This window comes from Terriglobus albidus, assembly GCF_008000815.1.
In the GTDB taxonomy this organism is placed as follows: domain Bacteria; phylum Acidobacteriota; class Terriglobia; order Terriglobales; family Acidobacteriaceae; genus Terriglobus; species Terriglobus albidus_A.
In genome coordinates, this window is record NZ_CP042806.1 from 2,977,338 (window position 1) to 3,004,337 (window position 27,000).

The 27,000-nt window shown below is 56.8% G+C and carries 15 protein-coding genes and 1 pseudogene; 8 read left to right on the plus strand and 8 right to left on the minus strand.

Going from position 1 to position 27,000, the window contains the following annotated elements:
- Positions 1-231 precede the first annotated feature (231 nt).
- From FTW19_RS26450 to FTW19_RS11850, 3 genes and pseudogenes are all read left to right on the plus strand, one after another.
- Positions 232-441 (plus strand): annotated as a pseudogene (locus FTW19_RS26450) (winged helix-turn-helix domain-containing protein); the annotation flags it as partial.
- 153 nt (positions 442-594) lie between these two features.
- Positions 595-2,274 carry a TolB family protein gene (locus FTW19_RS11845; RefSeq protein WP_246153700.1) on the plus strand — a complete coding sequence of 560 codons (1,680 nt, stop codon included), beginning with the start codon at positions 595-597 and terminating at the stop codon, positions 2,272-2,274.
- Positions 2,275-2,375: 101 nt separating this feature from the next.
- Complete coding sequence (locus tag FTW19_RS11850) at positions 2,376-2,897, plus strand: Hsp20 family protein (protein WP_147647821.1); 522 nt, start codon at positions 2,376-2,378, stop codon at positions 2,895-2,897.
- Positions 2,898-2,953: 56 nt separating this feature from the next.
- Here FTW19_RS11850 and FTW19_RS11855 read toward each other — a convergent pair whose 3' ends face one another.
- From FTW19_RS11855 to FTW19_RS11875, 5 genes are all read right to left on the minus strand, one after another.
- Complete coding sequence (locus tag FTW19_RS11855) at positions 2,954-3,946, minus strand: zinc-dependent alcohol dehydrogenase family protein (RefSeq protein ID WP_147647822.1); 993 nt, start codon at positions 3,944-3,946, stop codon at positions 2,954-2,956.
- Between the two features lie 220 nt (positions 3,947-4,166).
- A complete protein-coding gene (locus FTW19_RS11860; RefSeq protein ID WP_147647823.1) occupies positions 4,167-4,469 on the minus strand; it encodes a putative quinol monooxygenase in 303 nt (100 codons plus the stop codon).
- Between the two features lie 42 nt (positions 4,470-4,511).
- The gene (locus tag FTW19_RS11865; protein WP_246153701.1) at positions 4,512-5,609 is read right to left on the minus strand and encodes a Gfo/Idh/MocA family protein; all 1,098 of its coding nucleotides are present in this window, start codon (positions 5,607-5,609) and stop codon (positions 4,512-4,514) included.
- Between the two features lie 159 nt (positions 5,610-5,768).
- Positions 5,769-7,994, minus strand: coding sequence for an endo-alpha-N-acetylgalactosaminidase family protein (locus tag FTW19_RS11870; protein WP_187143438.1), 2,226 nt, complete (start codon positions 7,992-7,994; stop codon positions 5,769-5,771).
- 84 nt (positions 7,995-8,078) lie between these two features.
- Positions 8,079-11,486: a carboxypeptidase regulatory-like domain-containing protein gene (locus FTW19_RS11875; RefSeq protein WP_147647826.1), complete on the minus strand. Its 3,408-nt coding sequence runs from the start codon at positions 11,484-11,486 to the stop codon at positions 8,079-8,081.
- 657 nt (positions 11,487-12,143) lie between these two features.
- On the opposite strand from FTW19_RS11875, the gene FTW19_RS11880 reads away from it, so the two are divergent.
- Complete coding sequence (locus FTW19_RS11880; protein WP_147647827.1) at positions 12,144-12,755, plus strand: outer membrane beta-barrel protein; 612 nt, start codon at positions 12,144-12,146, stop codon at positions 12,753-12,755.
- Positions 12,756-12,803: 48 nt separating this feature from the next.
- Here the strand turns inward: FTW19_RS11880 and FTW19_RS11885 are convergent, their stop codons facing one another.
- Positions 12,804-13,670, minus strand: coding sequence for a LysR family transcriptional regulator (locus tag FTW19_RS11885; protein ID WP_147647828.1), 867 nt, complete (start codon positions 13,668-13,670; stop codon positions 12,804-12,806).
- A gap of 237 nt (positions 13,671-13,907) precedes the next feature.
- Between FTW19_RS11885 and katG the strand changes: the two genes are divergently transcribed.
- Together katG and FTW19_RS11895 are read left to right on the plus strand one after the other, a co-directional pair.
- Positions 13,908-16,088, plus strand: a complete 2,181-nt coding sequence (gene katG / locus FTW19_RS11890; RefSeq protein ID WP_147647829.1) for a catalase/peroxidase HPI — start codon at positions 13,908-13,910, stop codon at positions 16,086-16,088.
- A 115-nt stretch (positions 16,089-16,203) separates the two neighbouring features.
- The gene (locus tag FTW19_RS11895; protein WP_147647830.1) at positions 16,204-17,592 is read left to right on the plus strand and encodes a PP2C family protein-serine/threonine phosphatase; all 1,389 of its coding nucleotides are present in this window, start codon (positions 16,204-16,206) and stop codon (positions 17,590-17,592) included.
- Positions 17,593-17,605: 13 nt separating this feature from the next.
- Here FTW19_RS11895 and FTW19_RS11900 read toward each other — a convergent pair whose 3' ends face one another.
- Positions 17,606-19,306, minus strand: a complete 1,701-nt coding sequence (locus FTW19_RS11900) for a diguanylate cyclase (protein ID WP_147647831.1) — start codon at positions 19,304-19,306, stop codon at positions 17,606-17,608.
- A 72-nt stretch (positions 19,307-19,378) separates the two neighbouring features.
- A complete protein-coding gene (locus FTW19_RS11905; RefSeq protein WP_147647832.1) occupies positions 19,379-20,698 on the minus strand; it encodes a hypothetical protein in 1,320 nt (439 codons plus the stop codon).
- A 181-nt stretch (positions 20,699-20,879) separates the two neighbouring features.
- Between FTW19_RS11905 and FTW19_RS11910 the strand changes: the two genes are divergently transcribed.
- Positions 20,880-23,276 (plus strand): TIM-barrel domain-containing protein, encoded by a 2,397-nt coding sequence (locus FTW19_RS11910; RefSeq protein ID WP_348641851.1) that lies wholly within the window; start codon positions 20,880-20,882, stop codon positions 23,274-23,276.
- A gap of 205 nt (positions 23,277-23,481) precedes the next feature.
- Positions 23,482-26,997, plus strand: coding sequence for a carboxypeptidase-like regulatory domain-containing protein (locus FTW19_RS11915; protein WP_246153702.1), 3,516 nt, complete (start codon positions 23,482-23,484; stop codon positions 26,995-26,997).
- Positions 26,998-27,000: the final 3 nt, after the last annotated feature.

The window sequence follows — 27,000 nt, forward strand, 5'->3', positions numbered from 1 at the left end:
GAAGAAAACCAAATGCAGTACAACGAGCCCGATCACGATAGGAGATAAGACCCGATAAAAATGAAACTGGCCTACCGTATCTAGAAAGGGCGAATTTAGTCCTCAAAACCGTAATTGATGCTGGTCAATTGATCCATTGTTATATCCAGGTCTTTTCCAATGAAAGAGATACAGTTTTTTGGAGAATATACGTTTGAGAAATCTCCGCTACTTGTCATGCGCGGAATTGAGATGATTGATCTCACGCCAAGGCAATTAGAGACTCTATCCTTGCTGCTTGATGCCAAAGGAGAGGTCGTAAGCAGAGAGACATTCCTGGACAAGGTCTGGGGGGACGTTATTGTCGAAGAACATAATCTGACTCAGACAATCTTTCTGCTGCGCAAGACCCTTGGTAAGTTACCAAATGGTCAGGAGTACATAGAGACGGTACCCAAAAAAGGGTACCGAATGTCACCATCCGCATTATCTCTTTCGACAATGCGCGAGCCCTCTCCCTCCCTGTGGGACAAGGCGAAAATGAAGATTCCCTCGCCGGCTTTGCCGAGCGTTCCCTTGATGGAAGGAACGCGCTCCAGAAGCATTATTAAGAGGATGTTTCTGATACAAGCTGCCGTCATAGTTGTCACGATGGCAGCTACGCTGCTCCGTGGCTTTCAGGCAAGGCCGCACTTGTTGAAAGTTAGGCAGCTAACACATGACGGCGTGTACAAGGTAAGTGATGCTCCCCTCTTCCTGCGCGATAAGAGGCTCTTCTTTACGGAGCGCCAGGATACCCGGAATCTCTTGGCAAGTGTCTCTCTCGATGGCAACATCTCCAGGAACCAGGTGCTTCCGGTTCGGGATGGAGTTCTGTCTGGTATCGGTAAGTCTGCGGAGGACGTGCTGATCTCCCGGCCGGGGGATAAAGGCACGATCACCGTGGCATCATTAAACGGAGACAACAATCGCCCGTTAAGCGAATTCGGTGGGGAATCGCCTTCGTGGTCGCCGGACGGCAAGCATCTGGCCTTCATTCGCGGACAACAATTGTTCACGGCTGACGACAAGGGCCAGAACCCTGTCCCCCTGGTGGCAGTGCAAGGGACCCCCTTCTGGCCAGTATGGTCGCCTGACGGCACTGCCATTCGGTTTTCGGTTCGCGAGCCAGATGGCGGAGAAAGTATCCACGAAGTAAACCTGGCGACGAAACGCCTCTCGCCGGTCCTCCGGGGCGAGCCTCATGAACATCGTGCATGTTGCGGTGCATGGACCTCCAATGGAAGGTACTTCGCGTATGTCGTCGGAAACTCCGCATCAACGTCACTATGGGTTCAGCGCGAAGAGGTTCTTGGCTGGAAGAAGATCAAGCGTTCCTGGGAGCTGGCATCAGGGCCGGTGGATTTCTGGCGGGCGCCCGTTATCGACCAGGATCATATCTATGCGATCGGTGAACAGGTAAGGCACAAGCTCGTTCTGCTCAACTCGAAATTTGCTCCTTTTCTTCCGGCGGTATCAGTGAATTCATTGAGCATCTCTCATGATGGAGAGTGGGTTGCATACTCCGTGTATCCGGAGGGTTCACTCTGGAAGAGCCGCCTGGATGGTACCGAACGGACACGTCTTTCGGCGCATGACGAGTACACGCGCATGCCGCAATGGTCGTCCGATGACCATGAAATCTTTTATCTGCGCATGATCGAAGGCAAGCCGTGGAGTTTAGCGCAGGTGGATGCGCGTGGCGGTAAGCCAGGCATTCTGGCAATCGGCGGCAGCGGAACGAGTGAGCTGGCCTACAGTACCGCGGGCGATCAGCTTGTCATGGATCAGACGGGCCCGGGCAGCACGACATCCAGAAAGCTCGCCATTCTTTCTTCAAAAGGGCAATTGATAGAAGAACTGCCGGAATCTGAGGGGATGACCGCTGCAAGGTGGTCAGCGGATGGGCGATATATCTCTGCTGTAAGTGTAGATCGAGAACAACTACGCGTCTTTGACAGGGTGTCCAGAAAGTGGGATGTTGTGTTCACCTCGGCCACGATCGGAGCTAACGTCTGGGATCGCAAGGGAAATACGCTCTATTTCATGGCACGCCAGGAGCAGCGTTGTACCCTCTTCAGGTTTCAGCCCGGCGGGCAGGGGGCGAGCGAAGTGATGGAGATACCAGAGGTCTATGCGAATGGTGATGTATCACGGGCATTGGAAGTTACCGCACGTGGAGACCTGATCTTCGAGTACCTGGAGGGCGCAGCGGAGATCTATGACCTTAATGTAGATCTCAGATCTCCCCTGTAAGTGATCACCGTCACCAGAGAGGGTGCAGACGGTCACGGTCTTCCCGTATCGGGCCTGTTATGTAGCTATGTGAGCGCGCTTGCGCTGAAGGAGGGCTTGTCATGCCGACTACGCTAACCGTCCACTCAGGCAAATTGCGTAAGAACGCCATTCAGTTTCCTCATCTTCATAATCTGTTTGAGGACATGGAGCGCCTTACCGAACGTATCTCCAAGCGTGCTTTCAGTCTCTTCCAGCAGCGTGGAGGGGGCGAGGGCCGCGACTGGGATGATTGGTTTAAGGCTGAATCGGAGTTCCTGAAAGCGGTTCCAGTAGAGATTACAGAGTCTGATCAGAAAATTTCCATCCGGGCTGAAGTACCCGGGTTCACGGCCGAAGAGCTTACCGTTCAGGTGGAGCCGAATGGAGTCTATATTCGCGGTAGATCCGAAAGCAGGAAGGAAGAAAAGGGGAAGGGAATTGTCACGTATAGTGAAGTGTTTTCGAATGAGATCGCGCGCCATATCGAACTGCCGGCCATAATCGATGCAAGCCATAGTGAAGCAAAGCTCAGCGATGGTGTGCTCGAACTTACGTTGCCAAAATCGGCGCCTCCCAAGGCCGTCAACATCAAGGTGGCATGAAGACATAGCCGCCGTTCGATCGGGATGCAGAGGACGTCATCGTGGACCGTATAGGTTCACGGAATGACTACGTAGGGAAGTGTGAATCTGCTTTCGCGAATATCGAGCAGAACCCGATTGATCTCATCCAGGCGGCAGGGCGTTATCTTTGGCCGCCATGAGAGGTTTGCAACAAGCTGCAGATACTCGGCGGCATCTTTCCGCGTGAGGTTGGCGACGCTGCGGAGTTGCCGTTCTCCCCAAAGAAGCGTGTCGTAGTCGAACGACGGAATGCGGTCCAGATGGACGGCATTGATCGCGACGATTCCTCCCTTCGAGAGAGACTGCAGGGCAGAGATAACAACATTACCGACAGGCGCAAAGGTGATTGCGGCATCAAGCTGTTCGGGAGTTTTCTCATCGAGCGGACCTGCCCAACGTGCGCCCTGGGTGCGGGCCAGATCCTGGTGGTCGGGTTCACGCGTGGCCACGAAGACGTCGCAGCCCCAGTGGAGAAGAACGGGCACCACCATTTGCGCCGAAGCTCCATACCCAAAGAGACCGACTCTTGTACCGGGTTTGACGTCAGCAACGCGCAGACTCCTGTACCCCACGGCGCCGGCACAAAGAAGAGGCGCAGCCGTTTCAGATGGCAGATTTTCCGGCATTGGATAGGTGAAACGGGCATCGACGGTAACGTATTCTGCAAACCCTCCATCGCGTCCATATCCCGTGAATACGGGATGATCGCATAGATTCTCACGCTCCGTCCTGCAGTATCGGCAGGTGCCATCGGTACCGCCGAGCCAGGCAACCCCAACGCGATCTCCAATTTGAAGAGAACTATCGTTCGTCTTCACGACTTCACCAACGATCTGGTGCCCGGGAATGACGGGCTTCTTGATCCGAGGAAGGTCACCTTCAGCGATATGGAGGTCTGTATGGCAAACTCCACACGCCAGCACTTTCAGCAACGCTTCACCCGTCAAGGGCGAAGGTATTGGGACGTCCCGCAGCACGAGCGGTGAGGTCTCAATCGGCGCCGGCTGTTCCAGAACTGCAGCACGCATCGTAGAACTCCTCGATGATCCATCATCGTACTGTCCTGGTAGCAGGAGCAAATCACTCCGTTCGAAGTGCGGTCATCGGGCTTACGTCCGCTGCTCGTCTTGCCGGCAGGTAGCCCGAGCAGACAGTGGACGGCGGCATAGACTCTCCCCTTGATATTCGACAAAAGAGTTTCGCATCTCGTGTCGAATGTCAAGGGGAGGCTGCCGTTGATATCTGCGATCAGGCCTTCGAGCTCACCATTTGGAGCTCCTGCAGGCCGACGCTTCCGTCGATGAGATCGCCGAGCTGTTGGGAAAACGCCTGGAAATGCGGGGTAGCGAAGTGGTACTCCAGGGCTGCTTTTGAGACCCAGTTTTCGTAGACGACCCATGTATTTGCGTCACTCAAAGAATGATGCAGGTCGTAATTGATGCAACCCTCTTCTGCGCGCGATGGTGGCACAAGTGCGAGAAGCGCCTGTCCAAGTGCCTCGCTCTTACCCGGTTTGGCTACCAGGGTTGCAATGATCGTTAGTTGCTGCATCGTTCCTCCGATTCTTGTTTTGTGGTGGCTGTGTTCAGGTTGCTACCGCAATGGTTTCAAGGAGACTGTCTTTCCGGTTTGTACGGAGGTGCGAGCGGCATCGAGGATCTGCATGACGATCAGGTTCGTGTCCAGGGAAGACAGGTCTCCCTGGTCTTTGACCTGTCCATGAAGAACGGCAGCCAGGTATTTCAGAGAACCGGATTGATCGGCGGGAAGCGAGGGAGAGGTTCCGGTCTGCTCTTCGGATTCACCAAGGAAGCGTTTGCGTGCATGGGATGGTCCGACGGTAAAGATGGTTCCCTGGGTCCCATAGAGCTCCATATCTTTGCGGTCGAAGCTCCAGTTCCACGAAGCCATCAGGACCGCCTGCGTCTTCGGGTAGCGCACAATGATGGTCGCATCGTCGTCAACGTGCGGATAGATCTCTGGTTTGTCTGTCTGGGCCGATGCCGTTACTGAGATCGGAGTCTCTCCATGCATCAGCACGGTCGTAAGGTCAGCGCCGTAGCAGCCGAAATCGAAGAGTGCACCCGCGCCATTGCGGACGGGATCGGTGAGCCAGGGAAGCCATTCCGGGCCGACACCAATCTCCTTCGGGCCTTTGTGTCCGTCGTGTACGACAACCTTCCGCACATCGCCCAGCTTGCCATTGGCTGCGAGACTCAGGGCCTCAGCGTTGGAGGAGTACCACGTCGTCTCATAGTTGACGAGGACATGCACGTTGTAACGTTTTGCCGCATCCCGGATAGCGAGCGTATCGGGCATGGTGGTCGCAAGGGGCTTCTCTACCATGGACGAGATGTGATGACGGGCAGCGGACTCGATGACACGGCGATGGTCGAGGATAGTGGTGTAAACCAGTACCGCATCAGGGTGGGTGCTGTTGAGCGTCTCTTCGAGGTCGGTATGGAAGAGGGAATGGTCGAGCGAGAACTGCTTCTCGTAGTTGGCGGCGAGCGCGGTATCGGGTTCCACGATTGCGACCAGTTGGGCATCCGTGGACTTGGGAAGATCGCGGAGGAAGCCTTTGACGTGGCCGTGAACAAGGCCGACGATCGCGACTCGAATCGGCTGCTGCGCGCGGAGCACCGGTGCGAATGCGAGGAAGAGAAGTGCCAGGGGTAGTCTCAATTTCACTGGGGTCAAGCTCCTTTGGGGTCAAAAGGCAGTGTGCCGTGTCGCTTTGAGGATGGTCAAGCGAACAGGAGGAAACCCAACATCTTGAGCGCATGGTGGCTGAACAAACGAATGTTTTCGGTTCAGCCACCATAGGACATCTGGCCATGGTCTCCGCGGTTAGGTTGTGCTTGCTTTGCTCCGGCTTCGGTACAGCATGACAGGCCGTCGTGCTTGCATCGTGACCGTGACCTCACGTCCTGCCTGCTTCAAAGAGACGGGCTCTTTTCTGTCCGGGAAGAGCGCGGCGCCAGTGACCTCCTGTGGGGCCCAGGAGGCGGGCAGCGTCGCCGTCAGTGGACCGTCATGGACCGCATACATGGCGATGCGATCATTGCCCAGGGGACAGAAGACGGCATCCTTTCGCGCTACTTCCGCTCCGTTGAGGGTGACCTTATAGCTCTGATTCTGCCAGTCCATCTCGATTGCATTGCCGGAGCCTTCGAGGTATGTGACGGTTCGGTCCTGAGTGCGCTGAAAACCCTCGATGTTAAGCAGGTGGAGGCGGAACCAAGGCACCATTGTTAGATAGAAAGAGTCAAGCATCCTCTCCTGCGAGGCGTCGCCATTGAAGATGGAGTGCTGTGCTTCGCCGTAAAAGGTCATGAGAAAGAGCGGAAGCTCGCCTGCATTCCCGGCCCGGCCCCAGACAGCGCTCCTGCGGTAGATCATGGAGAGCATCGGTACTGGCTTTCCACCGAAGGGGCAAGGTTTGGGGCCGCCGGCATACCAGCTCATGCTCATCTTGCCGATGAATGGATAGCGAAGCCCTTCCGACGTGACATCGACGCCGTGCTTGGCGAACTCTTCCATGATGCGGTAACGGCCCGCATTGAGATTACGGATACCGCTGGCTGGGTGTTTTAGGTCCCAGTCGTTGCGGATGGCGTAATACGAGAGCACGTCGACATGAATGGTTCCCGGTAGCTTGTAGCGTTCGCAGGTATAGCGGACGCGATCCGGGCCTGGGCCCTCCATATATTTGGCCAGTCCCTGAATATAGGACTCTTCGCCGGTCCATTCGCGGCTCTTCCAGAGCTCGCCATCGGGTTTGCGGGCGATCATCTCTTCATTCCATGCCGGGCTGCTGCGATACGCGTCGTCGTAGTTGTCCGAGAGGCTGACAGTCGTGTTCAGAGCCTTCGCGCGGCCCATCAGACGCATCATGCCGTCATAGCCGCCGATGCGTTCATTCACGACATTGACGGCTGGATAGCCCGTATCTTTTCCGCGGAATTGCCATCCCCACAGATGGACGAGTTGTGGAGAGCCGTCAGTCAGCGCATGCATGTCTCGAATAATCTGTTCGCAGCGTTCAAAGGTCGCTGACGGTTTAGGAAACTTCGGTTCGTCAACTCGAATGCCATAGATGAACTTGTCATCGTAGAAGTGGTTGGGGATGGCAGGCATGCGTGCACGCACAAGTTTTGCTCCATCGATCCAGTCGAGGGCCTTTCCGCCAGCTTCCGGTTCGAGGAAGTCGAGACGGCAGGCAGACTTCTGCTCTACCAGCAGATTGGGCGTTGCGTTGTTGCCACAGCTCTTTGGAGCGCCGCGGCCCAGGTTCATGTCGTAACAGGCGCTTCCGTCAACGCGATGAACCTTCGTCGTTCCAAGCGATGCGACCCTTGCGGGAGCTTCGCCTGTCACCGACAGAAGCGTGCCGTCCATAAAGGCCGTGGTCTCCTGCACGCAGACCGTGCCGGAGTGCCCGGCCATGATGACCGGAAGAACGCCATTGATCTCTCCCCAGAAGGTATTGAGAGGCAGCTTCCCGGCCTTGGCATCGCGCAGCGAGACCAAATCGCCGCCGTCGTCCGCATGAGCGATCCATGCATTTGGATCGGATTCATGCACACTGACAAGGGAAGGCATCGAGAGTGAGATCAGCTCAAACCCGGGTAGCTCCTGTACTTCCTCGAGCGTGACCTGAATGCGCCGTCCATCGATCGCATAGCGCAGGCTGAAGTTTGCCGCAGGGGCGGAATCGCAGGTCGCCTGGAAGCGAAAGTCGGCAGTAGACCGTGTTGTCTTCTCGCTGGAGGGCCGTATCTCCACGTCACTGAAGGCGTGCGGTTCGCGCTGGAAGAGCCGGACCTTCAAGGGGGTAGAAGGCGCGCTTCCGCGATAGAGCTTTCCGGAGCGGAGCAACCGATAGGAGACAGGCAGACCGGTCGTTCTGTCGAGTTGCAGAACCAGATGGGGCGAGTGCAGCGACGTGACGCGGCCTGCAGGAACGGGCACTGCTGGCTCAGAGAAGAGATTGCCGGTCTTTGCCATGGCCATGCCGGCGGCACTGATTTTCAGAAGGGTGCGGCGGCTCAGGCCATCGGGACGATCGGTCATGCGTGTTGCTCCTTGCATTTGTCTGAAGAGATGATCTTGCAGCATGCCGCGGGCCGAGTGTTGTGCACCCGGCCCGCAGCATGGCTAGAAGCTGAGTTTGCCGCCAAACTGCAGTTGGCGTACGGTACCCGCTCCGGTGATGCGGCCGAAGGTTGCCGTGCCGATGGTGCCACCGGGATTCGAGTAGCTGGGGTTGTTCAAGGCATTGGAGGCCTCTGCCCGGAACTGGAACTTGACACGCTCCGAGATCGGGAAGGTCCGAGCCAGATTCAGATCGACATTGTGATACGCAGGACCTGTCAGGAAATTGCGAGAGGTGTTGCCATTGACGGGAACACCATTCGTTGGCACAGCATTCTGAACAAATGCTGATGTATTGAACCATTGGGTGAGCGAGCGTTGCACCGCATTCGGATCGCCGACCACGGAGGCACGGTCGTTGGTCTGACCGTCAAGGTTGGCATCGAGCGAATTCATCACGGTAAAGGGAGAGCCGCTGCGGAGACGAGCGAGAGGCGAGATCTCCCATCCGTTGGTGATCGCTTTGAGCCAGCGTTGCGGTCCAGTGTAGTAGTCCGGCTGCCAGACGATGCCGATCGTCGACATCTGGCGATAGTCGTTATCGGTACGGCCACGTTCGTCGCGCAGACGCGTGTAGTTCTGCGCGGTGCCTCCAGGACCGGAGCTTTCAAGTCCGACGCTGGAGAGCGACTTCGACCACACATACGTGCCGCTGACGGAGAGATGGTGAGACATGCGCTGCGTCACCGTTGCCTGCAGCGAGTGATACGACGATGACTGATTGGATTCAGTACGCAGGATGGTGCCGAAGGGCTGATACGGGCGGCGGCACTGAACATTGCCGGTTGTTGCCGTGAGCGTTGGTGTGCCTGTTGCGCCGGTAGTGCATCCCGAACTGCCGGCAGCGAGACCGTAGTTCGTGTTGAGGCCCGGATAGTTGAGATCAGGAGCGTAAACCTGGTTGCGGCTGAGTGCTCCTACATATGCAAGAGAGATGCCCCACGAGTTTGTAAGCTGCTGCTGGACAGATAGATTCATCTGCACCGTATAGGGAGAGTCGGCAGACTTGCTTGTCGGCTGGATAGGACCGGCTACCGGAAAGAAGTTGCCGCTGTACGGAAAGATATTGCCGGAGGGCTGGCCACGATATGGATTCGAAAGACTGGCGCCCGTCGTGCTGGAGACGACCGGGAAGCTGTAGCGGATGGCGAAAGGAATCGTATTGCCGCTGGCCATCCAGCTCTCCTCTGAGAGTGAACCCCAGAAGAGTCCTGCGCCGCCACGGAAGGCCGTTTTGCCATTCGCAAATGGATCGTATGCGAAACCGAGTCGAGGAGAGAAGTGGCTGTACCGCACAGGCGTAATACCGCGGGAGATGCCCGCGTCGCCGGGGAAGAGTAGGCCGACGGGTGCATTTGGACGCACCGTAGATTGCTGTCCAGGCACAAAGCTGGATTCACGATTCGCCGGATCGACCGGCGGCGTTTGAATGTCATAACGCAACCCCAGATTGACCGTGAGTTGCCGATTAAGGCGGAGATCATCCTGCAGGAAGAAGGACGATGTAAGCGTAACGGCGGAGACGGAAGCAGGGGCATCCTGCTGCGCTGAACTGGGCAGACCGAGCAGGAAGTCGCCAAGGCCGGCGAGCCCAGTCGACTGGCTGCCAACGCGGGTAACACCTCCATTGAAGGAGAAGCTTCCCCAGTTATTCAGATTGGCGACCTTCTGCGATTTGTCGAGAACGGCCTCTCCTCCGAATTGAAGCGTGTGTCGGCCAAGCGTCCAGGTGACAAGATCGCGGACGGCATAGTTGTTCGTGAACCCGGGACCGGAGTTCGTTTGCCCGAGAGTGAAGTAACCGGTAATGGAAAGATTGGGTAGCGCCTTTGGTCCTTGCGGTGTAAAGGCAGAGCCGAAGTCGGCAAGCGAGAGCGTCGGAGTGTTGACGCGGTTCGAGAGCAGGCGCGTGTAGGAGATCCAGGCATTGTTGACGATGGCAGGCGTAATGGTCCAGGTGTGCGCGAGAACGAAGTTCTGCTGCCGCCAGAACATGTTCTGCGAAGAGTACGGGACATTGCTTGATCCGCCGCGCGCTGCATTAAAGCCGCTGGAGTTGAAGTAGGTGCCCGACAACTGCTGGTTTGCACTCAGCGTGTGATTCAGCTTCAACAGGAAATCATCGGTGTTGTAGGGAGAGTTGTAATAACCCTGCCACGAAGGATAAGCGCCGACCGAGCTGGAGAACGTGGTATTCGGCGCCGGCAGATAGCTCTGCATGAACCTCGTCGCAACCGGATCGAGATGGGCCGCGGGAATGATGTTGCCTGGATATGTGGTTCGGTTGGCCGCGCTGGAGCTGCTGTATGGATTGCAGACGAGATATTTGCCGCTTGCAAGGTCGGCGGCGGACAGGACCGGGGCGGAACCTGACGCGCACGAGTAGGTCGAGGTTGCGGAAAGACTCGCAGGGAAGTGATCGCTCAGGTTGCCGGCCTGATTTGCGACTGTGGGAATGATGGAGTTCTGCAGGAAGGTGCCGCTGGTCTGGCGAAGGCCGGCATAGGAGCCAAAGAAGAACGTCTTGTTGGGTACGATCGGACCGCCAAGCGTTGCTCCGAATTGGTTGCGGTGCAGAGGAGACTTCGGCAGTGTGGCGTTCGATCCCCAGTCGCGCGCATTGAGCTTCTGGTTGCGAATGAACTCAAAGACCGTGCCGTGGACCGTGTTGGTGCCGGTCTTGACCAGTGCGTTGATAATGCCGGAGGCAAACCGTCCGTACGGCGCGCCGTAGTTGCTGGTCTGAACGCGAAACTCCTGCAGCGCGTCAGGATTGGGAAGAATGTTGCCCGAGTTGCGCAGGCCTGTCATATTCGGGGCGCCGTCAAGATAGTAGTTGACCGAACCTGCACCGTTATCACTGCCGCCGTTGATCAGGGTAATCTGTGCGGGCGCACCAAACGACTGGATGTTGGAGTTTGTCTGCACGCCTGGCGTCAGATCAAGCAACTGATACGGGTTGCGGTTCACCAGGGGCAGCTCAATCATCTGGCGTGAGTCTACGGTGGTTCCGACCTCGGCGTTGACGGTGTTGACCAGCGGCGCCGAAGCTGTGACCTCAATCGACTCCGTCACTTCACCGGCCGAGAGGGCGATGTCGACGCTTGCCGGAGCTCCTGCATTGAGTGTGATGCCCTTCTGCACAAACCGCTTGAATCCCGGCATGGATACGGTGACGGTGTAGTTGCCGGTCAACAGGAAGTCAATGCGGTAAGCGCCATCGCTCCCTGTCTGGGCAGACTTCGACTGACCCCGGTCAGTATCCGTGGCAACCACGGTGGCATTTGGGATGGCGGCGCCGGTGGGATCCGTGACCGTGCCGACGACGGAAGTTGTGGTGACCTGGCCGAACAGTGCTACGGGGGCCGCAAAAAACAACAGGAGGAATAGAGCGCGATACACGTATGACATAGTTTGATGTCCAAACAAATAAGACTTGAACTACGCCGCTTTTTTACTCTTAGAAAGTATTTGTTGTAAATAAAAAACTGCATTTGGCTCGAAAAAGAGCCGTTTCCCCTGAAAACATGTATCCGCTCCGTTGGGAGCGCATACGTAATGTGACGGCTTCATGTGAGGGGAACACTGTGCGATATCTCGCTTCAGGCTCAACGCCAAGCAGCAGCCTGGCTTCCAGGTTTGACTGCCGTTCTCTTCACTCTTCTGTCATGTTCGAGTCTGTTTGGTCGATAAAAAGTTTGAGACCGGGTGTTCTATCGGCAGTCTGGCAGTCAGCTGTCCACGAGTCGATATTAGGGAAGCCGGTCATGCAGTTGATGGCCAGCCTCTCTCTTCGCCGCGATCTCCTCCTTCGATCGCGGTGCAGCGCAGTTGTCGTTTGTAGCAAATGGCACGTAATTCTCCTTCGCCGGTCAGCATGTGGGCTCGCTGCATTCTGACCGGCAACTTTTTTGCCACGGTCGTTCTTGCATTCACGCCCTGACGGCACCATTTCCTTTCGAAGAGAGGAGCGGTTGCGGAAGTCTTCTTTTCTCTATATAAATACCTACTAGTAGGTATTTAATTTTTAAGACAAAATTCTTCATCCAAATCAGGAGTCCATACGAAATGAACCGAGTGAAATGTGCCGTGATCTTTGCACTGATGTCGAATGTGTTTGCCATGGCGCAGGCGACGGAAGCAGGACAGGCCATCGCAAGACATCAGATCACGGTACAGGGAAGTGGCGTATTCACGCGGAAGGTGACCGTACAGGGAGTGACCTATAAACCGACCTCATCCGGCGGTGGCACGGTTGGCTACCGCTTTAACTTCAGCAGGTTTCTAGGAGCAGAGGTGGAATACGACTTCTTCCGGAACACACAGAAATTTGAGACGTCGAGTACGTCGTTGTCGCTAAGGACCAATGTCCATGCCGCAACTGGTTCGGCCGTTATCAATCTGCCCAATCCACTCACGAAGCGATTCAAATCTTACGCGATGGTAGGAGGCGGCGTTCTCTTGTTCGATCCACGGGACACCACATTCATTCCCAGGCAGACGGCGAACGCCATCATGTTTGGAGGCGGAGTCGATATCCCCATTACCCGTCAACTTGCGATCCGTGCCCAGGCAAAGAACTTTCTATATAAGGCTCCGGACTTCTCTTTAGGAATATCGCGTCCGGATAAGTTCTCCCAGATGATGGTGCCATCCGTAGGTCTTGTATTCCAGTTCTAAGGTCTGTTGCTGTGGCGTGGCCTGCGAATGTCGCTTGCAGGCCACGCCTTACTTTTGGATCCCTGCGAGAAATGCCTGCTGAATGCGGTTAAAACTACGCCCGCGCAGAATGGCGGCAACGACAGTGCGGGTAGCGCGCGCGTCACTGACGCGGACGTAGCGGCATCCGGGGTTGCGGTCAATGGCCATCTCCGGAAGGAGCGAGATCCCGACGCCGGCAGCAACCATTCCGACAAGGCTGCTGAACTGGCCGCTCTCGAAGGCGATACGTGGTGTGACGTGAGCATGTGTGCATGCGGCAATACTCAGATCGCGGAAGCAATGGCCGTCGCGCAACATAACAAAGGACTCTCCACGTAGCTCCTTGAGAGAGAGTGATTTCGCTCCTGCGCGAGGATGATCCTTCGGCAGCACGGCGAAGAGCGGTTCGGTGTGGAGGGGGAAGAGCTCCAGATCCTTATGACGGAGCGGCAGGGCTAGAACCGCGATATCGATCGAGAGATTCCGCAGGCTCTCCACCAGTACGGGTGTCATCTCTTCCACAATGCGCAGATTGGCTTCAGGGTATCTTTTCGCAAAGGCAGCCGTATGGCGCGGCATCAGGAAGGGTGCGATCGTCGGGATGACACCGACAGCGACGCTGCCGCGAATGTCAGCAGATTTATCAGCCACGGTCGCTCGAGCCGCCTCCATCTGGTTGAGGATAGAGCGGGCGTGAGGCACGAACGCACGGCCGGCCTCCGTTAAGCGGACACTCCGTCCCAGCCGGTCAAAAAGCTTTGCCCCCAGATCGTCCTCGAGCTTAAGCACCTGCTGTGAGAGCGATGGCTGTGCGACTTGACAGTGCTCTGCGGCGCGGCTGAAACTGCCTGTTTCAGCAATGGCGCAGACGTAGCGCAACTGATGAAATTCCATAGGAGATAACTATACTCCGGATGGGAAATATGTATTGGAGCTATCGGTCCCCCGAGTGCTACAGTCATCTGGTCGAGAACGACAAGAGCGAATGGTGCGCGTGTTTTACACGCGGCTGAAGAAAACAACAACGGATCGGGCGTATAAGGAGTGACAGCTTCTGCAAACCGATGCAGAAGTCTTCCATTGCGCCAGGTGCGATGAGCGAACAAGAGCATTCAAGAAGGAGAAGAGACCATGGCAACCGAAGCAAAGTGCCCCTTTCATCACGGTAGCAGCCCCGGGACAACCAATCGTGAGTGGTGGCCGAACCAGTTGAACCTGAATCTGCTGCATCAGCACTCGTCTCTGTCCGATCCCATGGGCGAGGATTTCAACTATGCTGAGGAGTTCAAAAGCCTGGACTATCCTGCGCTTAAGAAAGATCTTCTTGCGCTGATGACGGACTCGCAGGACTGGTGGCCAGCCGACTTCGGTCACTACGGCCCGTTGTTCATTCGCATGGCATGGCACAGCGCAGGCACCTATCGTACCGGAGACGGTCGTGGCGGCGGCGGCAGGGGCCAGCAGCGCTTCGCTCCCCTCAATAGCTGGCCTGACAACGTCAACCTTGATCGAGCTCGCCGTCTGCTGTGGCCGATCAAGCAGAAATATGGCAGGAAGATCTCCTGGGCTGACCTGATGATTCTTGCAGGTAACGTCGCTCTTGAGTCCATGGGATTCAAGACCTTCGGCTTCGCAGGTGGACGAGCGGATGTATGGGAGCCGGATCTCGACGTCAACTGGGGACTGGAAACGACCTGGCTGGGCACGGACAAGCGTTATTCCGGAGAACGCGATCTCGCCAACCCTTTCGGCGCAACGACCATGGGCTTGATCTACGTCAACCCCGAAGGACCAGAGGGCAAGCCCGACCCAGTCGCTGCTGCGCGTGACATCCGCGAGACCTTCGGCCGTATGGCGATGAACGATGAAGAGACGGTCGCTTTGATCGCAGGCGGTCACACCTTCGGAAAGACCCACGGCGCGGCTCCGTCTCACCATCAGGGGCGCGAGCCGGAAGGCGCTCCGATCGAAGAGCAGGGTTTGGGTTGGACAAGCGCCTACGCCACTGGCATTGCCGGCGACGCGATTACCAGCGGCCTGGAAGTGACGTGGACCAAAACACCCACGAAGTGGAGCAATGATTTCTTTGAGCACCTCTTCAAGTTCGAGTGGGAACTGACCAAGAGCCCCGGCGGCGCCAACCAGTGGAAGCCAAAGGGAGATGCGGGGAACGGCACAGTGCCGGATGCCCACGACTCGTCCAAGAGCCATGCACCGGCGATGCTGACCACTGATCTTTCTCTGCGCTTAGATCCGGTTTACGAGAAGATCTCGCGCCACTTTTACGAGAATCCGGCTGCGTTTGCTGATGCGTTTGCACGTGCTTGGTTCAAACTGACCCATCGTGACATGGGACCACGGGCGCGCTATCTCGGTCCGGAGGTTCCGGCGGAAGAGCTGATCTGGCAGGATCCCGTCCCAGCGGTGGATCACGTGCTGGTGGATGAGCAGGATGTCGCAGCTCTCAAGCAGAAGGTGCTGGCTTCGGGTCTGTCGATCCCGGAACTGGTCTCCACAGCCTGGGCTTCGGCATCTACCTTCCGTGGCTCCGATAAGCGTGGCGGTGCGAACGGTGCGCGAATTCGTCTTGCTCCGCAGAAAGACTGGGCAGTGAATCAGCCGCAGCAACTGTCGAAGGTCCTGAAGGTGCTCGAAGGCATTCAGGGCGAGTTCAATAGCTCACAGGCCGGCGGCAAAAAGATCTCGCTTGCGGATCTCATCGTGCTGGCTGGGAATGCAGGTGTTGAGCAGGCCGCAAGAAATGCGGGGATTAACGTCACCGTACCTTTCGCAGCGGGACGAGCGGACGCTTCTCAGGAGCAGACGGATGTGGCGTCTGTCGCAGTGCTGGAACCAGTTGCGGATGGCTTCCGTTCCTACACCAATGGCAGTGGCATTCCGGCCGAGGTCGCTCTGCTGGATAAGGCACAGTTGCTGACGCTGACTGCGCCGGAGATGACGGTGCTGGTCGGAGGCATGCGCGCTCTGAATGCTAACTTCGGACAGACTGCGTACGGCGTCTTCACTGAGCGGCCGGAGGCGCTGACCAACGACTTCTTCATCAACCTGCTTGATATGGGAACGGTGTGGAAGTCGACCTCAGACGCCAACGACGTCTTCGAAGGACGCGACCGTAAGACCGGAAAGGTCCGGTGGACAGCAACACGCGCCGACCTCATCTTCGGTTCCAACGCTCAGCTCCGGGCTCTGTCTGAGGTCTATGGCAGCGAAGATGCACATGGGAAGTTTGTTCAGGACTTCGTCGGAGTCTGGAACAAGGTGATGAACCTCGATCGTTTCGACCTGGCGTAAACAGAACCAGAGTCTCAGCAATCGCAAACCACTCAACCTCAACCTGACCGGGTTGGGGTTGAGTGCGTTAAGGCGCCGTGATTGCTCTATGGATCAGATAAGATGATGGGCGCGCATGTTTCAGCCCGATCCGCAACTCGCGAGAAGTGAAGTATTGCGAATCTTCAACCACGCCCAGATCTACCTCTTTCTGGGAGCGGCCATCAGCAGCGTCGGGGTGGTATCGAGCTTATTCGCATTATTGCGCCGCCGGTTTGATCCCTTACTTCTATGGTTTGCGCTGCTTGCCCTGCTTTATGGCGGCCGCCTCTGGATGAGATATCAGCTTCTATTGCAACTGGACCTGCGGCCTCCTGTCTTTTGGAGAATTTATACAGCGGTCGGGTTTCTGGTTCCTATTCCCGCGTTTTTCTTTTTCCGCGAATTGAATCTGCTTGGGCGGGCTGGACGAATCGCATGCAACATTGTGTGGCCAATTGCCTCAATGCTTGCTCTTGCAGGCTTGATCTTCGGTTCTCAGCAGATCTTTTGGAACATCAATAATGGGTTTGTTGCCATTGCACTCCTGCTCGTTTCTATCGCGCTCATCCGTGCAGACTCAGAGAAAGACGACATTCGTCTCGTTCGCCGCGGACTTTTACTCTTTAGCGGCTGCGCGCTCTACGGTAATGTGAGCGAGTTGTTCGGACGGCATGACAACATAGAGCCCTTCGGCTTTGTAGTATTACTTGCCTGCCTCGGTATCGTTGCAGGTCGCAGAGCCCTTGGAAAAGAACAGCAGCTATCTATTATCCAGAAAGAGCTTGAGATCGCCCAGCGAATCCAACTCTCATTGCTGCCCGTTTCCTTTCCTATCTCCAAAAGATTTCAGGTCGCCGCCCGGTACGTTCCTATGACCTCTGTCGCCGGTGACTTCTACGAGTACGTGGTTGCAAGTGACGACGAGGCCGGCCTACTGATTGCTGACGTGTCGGGACATGGTGTTCCCGCGGCGCTGATCGCATCCATGGTTGAACTCGCTATAACGACGCAACATGAGAATGCACGCACTCCGGCGGAGCTTCTAACCGGTATGAATGATGTTCTTTGCGGGAATACTCAGAACCAGTTCGTTACAGCGGGATATGTCTACCTTAGTGCGGCGGAACGGGAACTGCGATATGCTGCCGCGGCTCATCCTCCAATGCTTCTTCTTCGACAGGGTGCGACGATCGAAATTGAAGAGAATGGGCTTATGCTGGCAGCTTTCGAGTTCGCGAAGTATCAGACCGTGAGTGTCCCGATTCAGCCGGGAGACCGTTTCGTCCTGTACACCGATGGGATTCTGGAAGCGGAAGATGCTGCGAAGACAGAGTTCGGCAAGGACCGGCTTTGCGGATTGATCCGCGATACCGCAGGTCAAACCTGTGCTGAAGCGGCAGACCACATCATTGCGTCGATCCGGCACTGGTCTCCTAACCAGAATGACGACCTTACGGTCCTGATTTGTGATTACGTTGGCTGAGGGCGTGCCCGCCTTAAACGGTATAGGTGGCCCCGTCGGTGACGATGCAGGCACGGTTTCTACCTTCATTCTTCGCCCGGTAGAGAGCCGCATCGGCCTGTCGTAAGAGTGTCTCTGAAGTGTTGCCGTGTGCGGGGAAGAGGGCAATGCCGATGGAGATGGTGATCTCTGTATGGAGTCCCTCATCGACCAGGGTCCGGAGCGCTTCGACGGCCATGCGAAGGTTGTCAGCTCGCTCCAGTGCCGACTCCTCTGTGGTCTCCGGGAGAATGACAGTAAACTCTTCGCCGCCGTAGCGGCATGCGATGTCTTCGCTCCTTATTGTTTTCTGAAGTACGTTGGCGACCTCCCGAAGGACGGTGTCGCCGGCGGCATGACTGAAACGGTCGTTGAAGCTCTTGAAGTGGTCGACGTCGATCATGAAGACGGCGAGCGTGCTCTTGCGCCGGGTGGCCCGGGCGAGTTCGCGATCGAGAGCGACCTGCATGAAGTACCGATTGAAGAGGCCGGTCAGGGCATCGCGGATCGACTGATTTTCAAGCTTGCTTCTCAGTTCCAGAGAGGCGTGCGCCATGGCTGTCAGCTGTACCAGTTGATGAAGCACCTCTTCGCGTTCCTGAACACTTTTGAGCGAAGCGACATCGGAGAATTCAACAAACACAATGCCGAGCGTGTCTCCCTGGGCGACGAGTGGAACGCATACATAACGCGCAGGCGAGAGCCCGATGAAGTGGGTGCAGTCGATCTCTGACTCTCCCGGAATTCTCCAGCGCATTCGTCCGCCTCTCAAACCACAGCATGAGTCCGGAGGAAAGACTTCGGAGAGTGATGGCGCGGGATCGCCCCAGGAGGCGACCGTTTCGAGCGTGTGACGAGAGTTGTTGATGATGCACAGCGCCCCTTTGGTCTGAGGCAGCAGTTGCGGAAGCCGGACAGAGGCGGCACGATACACCTGCATGATCGAAGCGCAGAGCTGCAACTCATCACGGTAGGCTCCGAGCACGGTGGCATCGTGGGAATGACGTTCCAGTGATCCCATCGTGCGTTCCAGTTCGTGGTTCGTCTCTTCGAGCTGCTGGGTTGTAACGGCCCACTCCCTCGCGATACGAGCGCGAATGAGAACATCGCGAACCATCAGGCTGAACAGCGCTGCCAGGACCAGGATCGAGAGAAGGAGGACCCCAACCTGACTCGCAATGGAGATCTGTGCCCGGTCTCGGGAGGCCTGCATTCGTTCGCGGAGGAGCTGATTCTCCTGCTCCGTCATGAGCGAAAGCGTCTGCTGGCACCGCATGGCCAGTTGTCTCGCCCGGCCTAGATCCAGGCCGCTAAGCGCAATGTGCAGGATCTCCGCTTCCTTGGCGAGGGCTTGGACGTTCTGGTCCTCCTTGCGATTATCGGAGATAAGGTCGCGCAGATTGACCACCAGGTTTTGCAGGCGGACGCTGTCTGCCTGCGCAGCTTTCAGGCTGTCATTATGCTGGGTCGCGCCATAAAAGGCCATCTCCGCATCCAGGCGTTCGACCAGTTGTGAGGTCTGCTGAATGGAGAGCAGGACTTCCTGGGTGTGTTCAACCCAGGTCCGTGCAGTAACAAGATTCTGCGTGTTGCGATAAAGAAAGAAACCGGCGCCAATGCTGAAACAGACAGATCCGAAGGCCGCAACAAGGATCAGAATGATCGGCACCTTCGGATTGGTGAGCTGCCTTTCCATCTCGACGTCTGCGACGCTCCCGGCCGATATTTCCCAGTAGACTGGAATCTTATCTCTATTCGAAATAGCGTGCTACCAGGTATGAACCGCGACGATCTCTGTCGAGACCGCTTTGTAGTCCACGACCTTGATACGGAGTACGACCTGCAGGTTCTGGTGCTGCCAGTTGGGTGCAAGCCTCGCGAGTTTTTTGATGGACTCTTCATCACAGACGAAGTCAGTCGCGGCCAGAGTGCCATATTGCCCCATGCCGGCAAGGCTGAGAAATGGGCCGGTGGCGTTGCCCGAGAGCAGACGGGTAATCAGCGCATAGTCTTCGGTGTCGTGTGAGTCGTTGGATGCGTCGAGCAGCCAGCTTTGACCGGGGTTAAGATGATCGTCAATACGGTTGCGGCTGGTGAGGGTGAAACGCAGCTTCTTCGTGAACTCCCGCGTCATCTGGTTATTGAAGCCGCCGATGGAGACGGTGGGATTGCTGCGCACCTCGGCAAAGGAGATGTCGTTCGAGAAGCGAATCTGCTGCTGCTTGTTCAAGCCGGTTAACGTTCGCGTGATCTCCGCAACAGCGGCGACATCGCCAAGTGCGACAAAGCTGTCCGGCGCGGCATGCAGCCCGGTGGAGTCGACGGTCTGATGAGGATCGAGCGTGGGGAAGAACTCCATGCCGGAGGCCTCCAGATGGTGCTCCTTAACATAGTTGTCGGAAAAACTCTCTGAGAGCCGGTAGACCGCGTTGCTTCCCACTGAGAGCAGTACGGGAGAGTTTGCGGTGAGCAGCGGCGACCAGAACTGTTGCACGGCGCCATGGGGACGAGCGCTGTAAAACCGGATCCCGAGTAGCGCAAGGACGACGGCGAAGACAATGCCGAGCGTGAGGATGACACGTCGATTGCGCCAAGGGGAACTCTGGTTTACATGGACGATCGGCGCAGGAACCTGCTGCTGGGGTTCCTGCCTGGCAGGCACGATCTCCGCAGCCGGGCCAACCGCAGCTTCCTCCTCTTTAGGAGCGAGAAATTCAAAGGCCGCACGGTAGCCGCCGACCGGGATGGAGATGCGGGGGCTGGCTGACGGATTTGCCTGGTAATAGATGGCCAGTCGCTTGCGAAGATCCGCGACTCGAATGCGGACAACCGGGTCTTCGCCCGGCTCATAATCCGCCGGCCGATGGAAGACCTCTTTCCCGATCACACGCTCCCGAAGTACAGCTTCGTCTCCCGCGATGCTGTGTTCCACCACGTATCGCAACAGCGACTGATTCTGCGAAGAAGAAGAGAAGGAAGAGCTTGTCAGCATCTCTTGGACCGCAGCCCAGATCTGCTCCCGTTCACCTGAGGCGAGGGGAGGAATGTCTTTCGCGTGCGGGTCCGCAACCTGGGGGACAGATTTCATGGGACAGAGAGGTATGCTACCTCCCCCTTTCTTCGACTGTCAAAGCTGATTTCAAAGGACTTAGGCCGGTTACCTCAATCTGCGTACTGTATTGCACCTTGTCGACTGTATCTGCAGGCAAGTGTAGTGATTCGGCATCTGAATCTTCCTATTTTTTTGAGACCAAAAGAAAAGAGTGTGTGTGTTGGTTCGCAGACAGAGTCCGGTTCGAGACCTTGTACGAGGCTGCCGCTGGGCAGCCGGAGCAGCCGTGTTGCTGGCCGCGTTGGCCGGAAGCGCGGAAGCACAGTATGTTCTGCACCGCAATGAGGCCACAGTGGTGGTTGAGCCCTACGCGGCGAACATTGTCCGCGTCAGCTTGAGTCTGAGGCAGCAAGATGCGGTGGCTCAGGCGGGCTATGGCGTTCTGGCTCGCCCGCAGACAGAGGGGTGGACACAACGGCAGGGAGTAGACGGAGACCACTTCCAATCCCAGGCACTGGATATTCAGGTCATGCCTGCCGCTGAGAAAGGGCCGGAATCTGGAACGCATGCAGACATTGCGAAGTTTTTCAACGGATCGGCCCCAGGGGTAGGGCTGCATATTGCCACGGCGGACGGTCGCTCGCTGGTCGACCTGAGGGGCTGGGGCATGGCCGTCCCGAACTACAAGGACGGAACGGCATGGCTCAGCGCGGATCGCAGACCTTCCGATCCTCCCTTCTTTACCGTGAGCGCCAGCTTCAGCGCCGCTGCCGACGAGCACGACTACGGCATGGGGCAAAACCAGGAGGGCTACCTCGACCGCCGAGGCCATGTGCTTCGTTGTGCGCATGACTACAACGCTCCCGGCGGGCAGAGCGTCTGTGTCCCGTTCGTCGTTACGAACAAAGGATATGGGCTGATCTGGGATAACCCGTCACGCACCACCGCTAGTTTTGGCTTCAATGACCAGAACACCTTCCTGAGCGAAGTTGGCCAGCGGGTGAGCTTCTTCATCATCGCCGGCGACTATGACGCGCAATACAAGGGCTATCGGCTGTTGACCGGCGATACACCCATGCCTCCGAAGTCGGCATTCGGATACATCCAGTCGAAACAGCGATACACCAGCCAGCAGGAGTTGTTGGAGGCAGCCAGGGGATACCGTGAGCGGCATCTGCCAATCGACGACCTGGTCATCGACTGGTTCCACTACACAAAGATGGGGCAGATGGATATGGATCCGGCGAAGTGGCCGGATCCGGTGGCGATGAACCGTGAACTGCACCGCATGCACTTCCAGACGATGATCAGCGTCTGGCCAAGGTTCGTTCCCGAGAGCCGCTATTACAACACGCTGATGCAGAAGGGATGGCTGATGCATCAGGCCGACGGAACCCCGACGAACGGCTTGCCCTACGATCGCGCCGGATCGGACATCGACACTACGAATCCAGAGGCGGCGCAGTGGTACTGGAACACTGTGCGAGAGAACTATGTCACCAAGGGCTTCGACGCCTTCTGGGCAGACGAAACCGAACCCGACCTTCCGCCAAACGGCAGCTACTTCCATGTCGGGCCGGGAACGCAGTTCTTCAACGTGTATCCGTTGTTTCATACTGCCGCCTTCTACGACGGTATGCGCAAAGATATGCCGGGGCGAGCTCTGATCCTTTCTCGCGACAGCTATCTTGGCGCGCAGCATAACGGCGGCATCTTCTGGTCGAGCGATATCTCCCCGAGCTGGGATGTCCTGCGCCGCCAGATCCCGACCGGCCTGAACTTCGTTGCTAGCGGCATGCCGTATTGGTCTACCGATATCGGCGGATGGCAGTACCTTCCGCAGTCGCATAAACCGGAGCATCCACCGCTGCTCGACCCGAGCGATGCACGCGAGAACGTTGGCGGGTTCGATGACTATCCGGAGCTGTACACCCGCTGGTTCGAGTACGGAACCTTCCAGCCCAACATGCGCGCGCATGGATCGCGTCTGCATAACGAGGTATGGAGCTATGGCAAGCAGGCGGAACCGATTCTCGAAAAATACCTTCGGCTGCGTTACGAGCTGATGCCGTATTTGTATTCGCTGGGATGGCAGTCACATCTGACCGGCGCGCCTTTCATGCGCGGTCTGTTCCTCGACTTCGGTAACGATCCGAATGTTGCTGACCTGGGGGATGAATACATGTTTGGCCCCGCGCTGCTGGTGGCTCCGGTGACAGAGCAGGGAGCGACGACGCGCAGCGTGTATCTGCCGGCGGGAACTTCCTGGTACAACTTCTGGACCAATGAGTGTCTGCAGGGCGGTCAGCGGGTGACGGTGGCTGCGCCGATCGACACTATTCCTGTTTTTGTGCGTGCGGGATCGATTCTTCCGCTGGGTTCCGCGGTGGAGAGCACGCAGGACAAGCAGACCATCGCGGCCATCAAGGTCTATGCCGGAGCAGATGGCCACTTCACCCTCTATGACGACGATGGCACGACCTATGCCTATGAGGGCGGAAAGCACCATGTGGCCGAGTTGCATTGGGACAACCGTGCACAACGATTGAGTTCCAGCGATACGTCGATTCCAGTTGATCCGGCGAAGGGCGTCGTGCAGGTGGTGCATCCATGAAGCACTGCATCTTCGCTATCAGAGCGTCACCGATGCGATCTCTACGGATCGTTCCGATGTAGAGAGTTTTCTAAGAGGCCTATCAAGTGCAATTTTGAGGGAGTCCATGATGAAGATAAGACAAAATAAAACGACAAGGCCGGGCCGCAGTATTGCGATCTTCTTCGCACTTCTGTTTATGCTTGGCGGTTTTTCAGGAAGGCTTATGGCGCAAACGACGTCGAGTCTTTCCGGAACAGTGCAGGATGGGACCGGAGCAATCATTCCCGAAGCCCGCGTTGTGCTGACGAACACTGCCACGAACGAAATTCGTCGGCTGGAGACCAATTCGTCAGGCTATTTCAACTTTGCGGGAATCGTTCCCGGAAGCTACACCGTTGCCATTACCGCGGAGGGATTTCGTGGATATCAGCAACAGAATGTCGTTCTGAATCCGGGCGATACGCGATCGTTGCCAAATCTGGTGCTGTCGCCGGGAGCGGCGACGGAGACCGTCACCATTAACAGCAGTGCGGAAGCGATTGCGCCCGAGGACTCCGGTGAGCGCTCAGCCTTGCTGGATGCGAAAGACATCGAGCGGATTCCGCTTGCGAGCCGAAACTTCTCAGAGCTGTTGAAGGTGTTGCCGGGGGTAACGACAACCTCGACTGGAACAGGGAACGGCACCGGCTTCGACTTTACCGATGCGGGATCCTCGGGATCGGCTGTCGGTGTGGGGCTGAATACGAACGGTGCGCCGTATCGTGGAGGAACAGCATATCTGCTGGATGGCGCCAACATTATTGATCCAGGTTGCGCCTGCTGGTCGATCGCGACCGTGAACCCCGATATGACGCAGGAGGTAAAGGTTCAGAGCTCCAACTTCGGGGCCGATGCGGCGCAGGGGCCGGTCGTCATCAACGTCATCAGCAAGGCCGGCGGAGCAGCATTCCATGGCCAGGCTTATCTATACACACGCAACGCTATCCTTAATGCCAATACCTGGCAGAACAAACACAGCACATCGCCGACGGCACGTCCGGATGCGCAGTACTACTATCCGGGTGGCAGCATCGGTGGTCCGATTCTGATTCCAGGTACCGGCTTCAATAAAGACCACAAGCTTTTGTTCTGGGCTGGTTATGAAGCATTTCGCCAGACACTGCCGGCATCGTCACCTCTGCAGAGCTATGTACCGAGCACAGCGATGCGGGCAGGAAACTTCAGTCTGACGGACTCTGCCAACGCCGCGCTGTGCAAGACGAGCACCGGCAACGACTTCTGCTCGTCACTGAATGGTGGCTACGCTCCCGATGGAACACCCTTAACTGGGACCCAGATTCCATCCTCGTATCTTGATCCCGGGGCGCTGGCGCTGTTGAAGCTCTTCCCCACAGCGAATGCTGATCCATCCGGCAATTCGGGTGGATACAACTACTATCTGCAGCCCACCAACGTTCATAACGGTTATATCTATCGCGGACGCGTGGACTACAACCTGAGCGACCGCAACAAATTCTTTGTCAGTTATCAGTACGGTAGCGACTCCGCGACATCTGTCTCGCATATCTGGTGGACTCCGTCGTATTCGGTGGCTTATCCCGGCGGGCCACTCATCAGCCCGACCCATTCACATGTGCTGAGCGGAAGCTATATTCACGTCTTCAACGGAGCGTCAACCAACGAGCTGCGTGTTGCCGTAGGTTGGCTCGACAATCCGTTCACCGGTTCAAACCTGCAGGCGATGTCGAAGAGCGCGGTCGGGTACAGCTACAACACGGTGTATAACGGCGCATCTTCATTCGTGCCTTCCATCAACTCTCCTGGCGCCAGAACCCTTCCTGACATCTCACAGCCGGATATCTTCCAACAGGGAGGAACGTACAACTCCATCAAGAAGTCTCCATCGGTGGCGGATGATTTCACCGTGGTGTACAAGACTCACACCTTCAAGATGGGTGGCTTCTGGAGCCTGGCTGGCAATAAACAGGGAACCTATGGTTCTGCAAATGGGGCCTTGTCGTTCGGCAGTGGTGTGAAGGTCGATCAGGTTACCGGCAACAAGATCGGCACCGCCAATCCACTGGCGAACTTCCTGATGGGTATCACCAGCGGGTTCTCGCAGAACAGTACCAATCCGGTGACCGATATGTACTACAACACCGGCGCCGGATACATTCTGGATAACTGGAAGGTCATGCCAGGACTTACCCTCAACCTCGGTCTGCGTATTGAGCACCTGGGCCGCTGGCAGGATGCTTCGGGGACAGGCATGGCTGTGTGGCGTTCCGATAAGTATGCTTCGGAGCTTGGCGCAGGCAAGGCATATCCCGGCGTCTCCTGGCATGCTCTCGACTCAAGCCTGCCGAATGGTGGATCCCCGGTGCAGACACTGTTTCTGTCGCCAAGGCTTGGTCTGGCCTACGATCTCCATAGGAACGGAAAGACCGTCTTCCGCGGAGGCTGGGCGCAATATCGCTGGAACGATCAGTTCAATGACTACGGCGGCCCGCTGCAGACGGCGCTTGGTGTGAAGACGTATAACTCGACGGGCGGGCAGGCGATTACGTTGAAAGAGATCAGCGCGCTCTCGTCGTCCGGCTCTTCCTTGGGATCGTTGCCTTCGAGTGTCTATGTCACCGATCCCAATGACGATAAGGTCGGTGTGACGAACGCATACAACTTCACCATCTCGCAGCGGTTGCCGAAGGCGATGCTGCTGGAAGTGGCCTACGTTGGTAACGACACACAGAACATCCTGATGGGTGGACAGAGCAACGGATCAGGCGTCGGTGGATCGAACTTCGTCAACCAGAACAAGATTCCTTTGGGAGGCTTGTTCAAAGCAGATCCGGTAACCGGCGTTGCAGCGCCAAGCGACCCAGAGAATATTCCCAATCTTGTGAACTACTTTCCTTACTACAAAGGCTATGGAAGTAATGCCATCACCATGGCCTCCCATCTTGGTTACTCCAACTACAACGCGGCACAATTCAGCCTGATTCGGATGACCGGACGGGCTACGTACAATATCAACTACACCTTCTCCAAAGCGCTTGGCATCGTCGGCAGCACGCTCGATGCGTTCAATGTCCGCAATAACTATGGGGTGTTGAATATCGATCGCCCTCACGTGATCAATACGTCTTACGCCTTCGATCTCGGGCGGTGGGTGCACGGGAATCCGTTGCTCGGCGGCGCGGTGAATGGATGGACACTCTCAGGCACAACAACCTGGCAGGCGGGTGGCAATATGCAGGCCAACCTGGGGCAGAACCTGGGCATGACGGTCTATAACAGCACGCTCGGACACTACATCACTTCGAATACCTACTACGGAACACCATCGCAGACGGTGCTTCCTGTGACGACATGCAATCCCAACTCGAACCTGGGAACCTACCAGCACATCAATCTGAACTGCATTACAGCTCCCCAACTGGGACAGGTAGGGGTGCGCCAGCTTCCATATCTGAGCCTGCCTTCGTACCTCAACTCGGATCTGGGCATCTACAAGAAGTTCCAGATCACGGAACATCAAGGCGTTGAGTTCCGTGCGACGGCTTTCAACTTCCTGAACCATCCACTGCCGGGTTACAGCTCAAGCAGCCTGGTGCAGCCCAAGCTGGTGACGACTGACAACAGAACGTTTACCTCGCAGGTTTCCAATGTGGGGCGCGGCGTGACCGATGCGAAGTACACGCAGCGCACAATGCTGTTGGCGGTGAAGTACACCTTCTAAGTC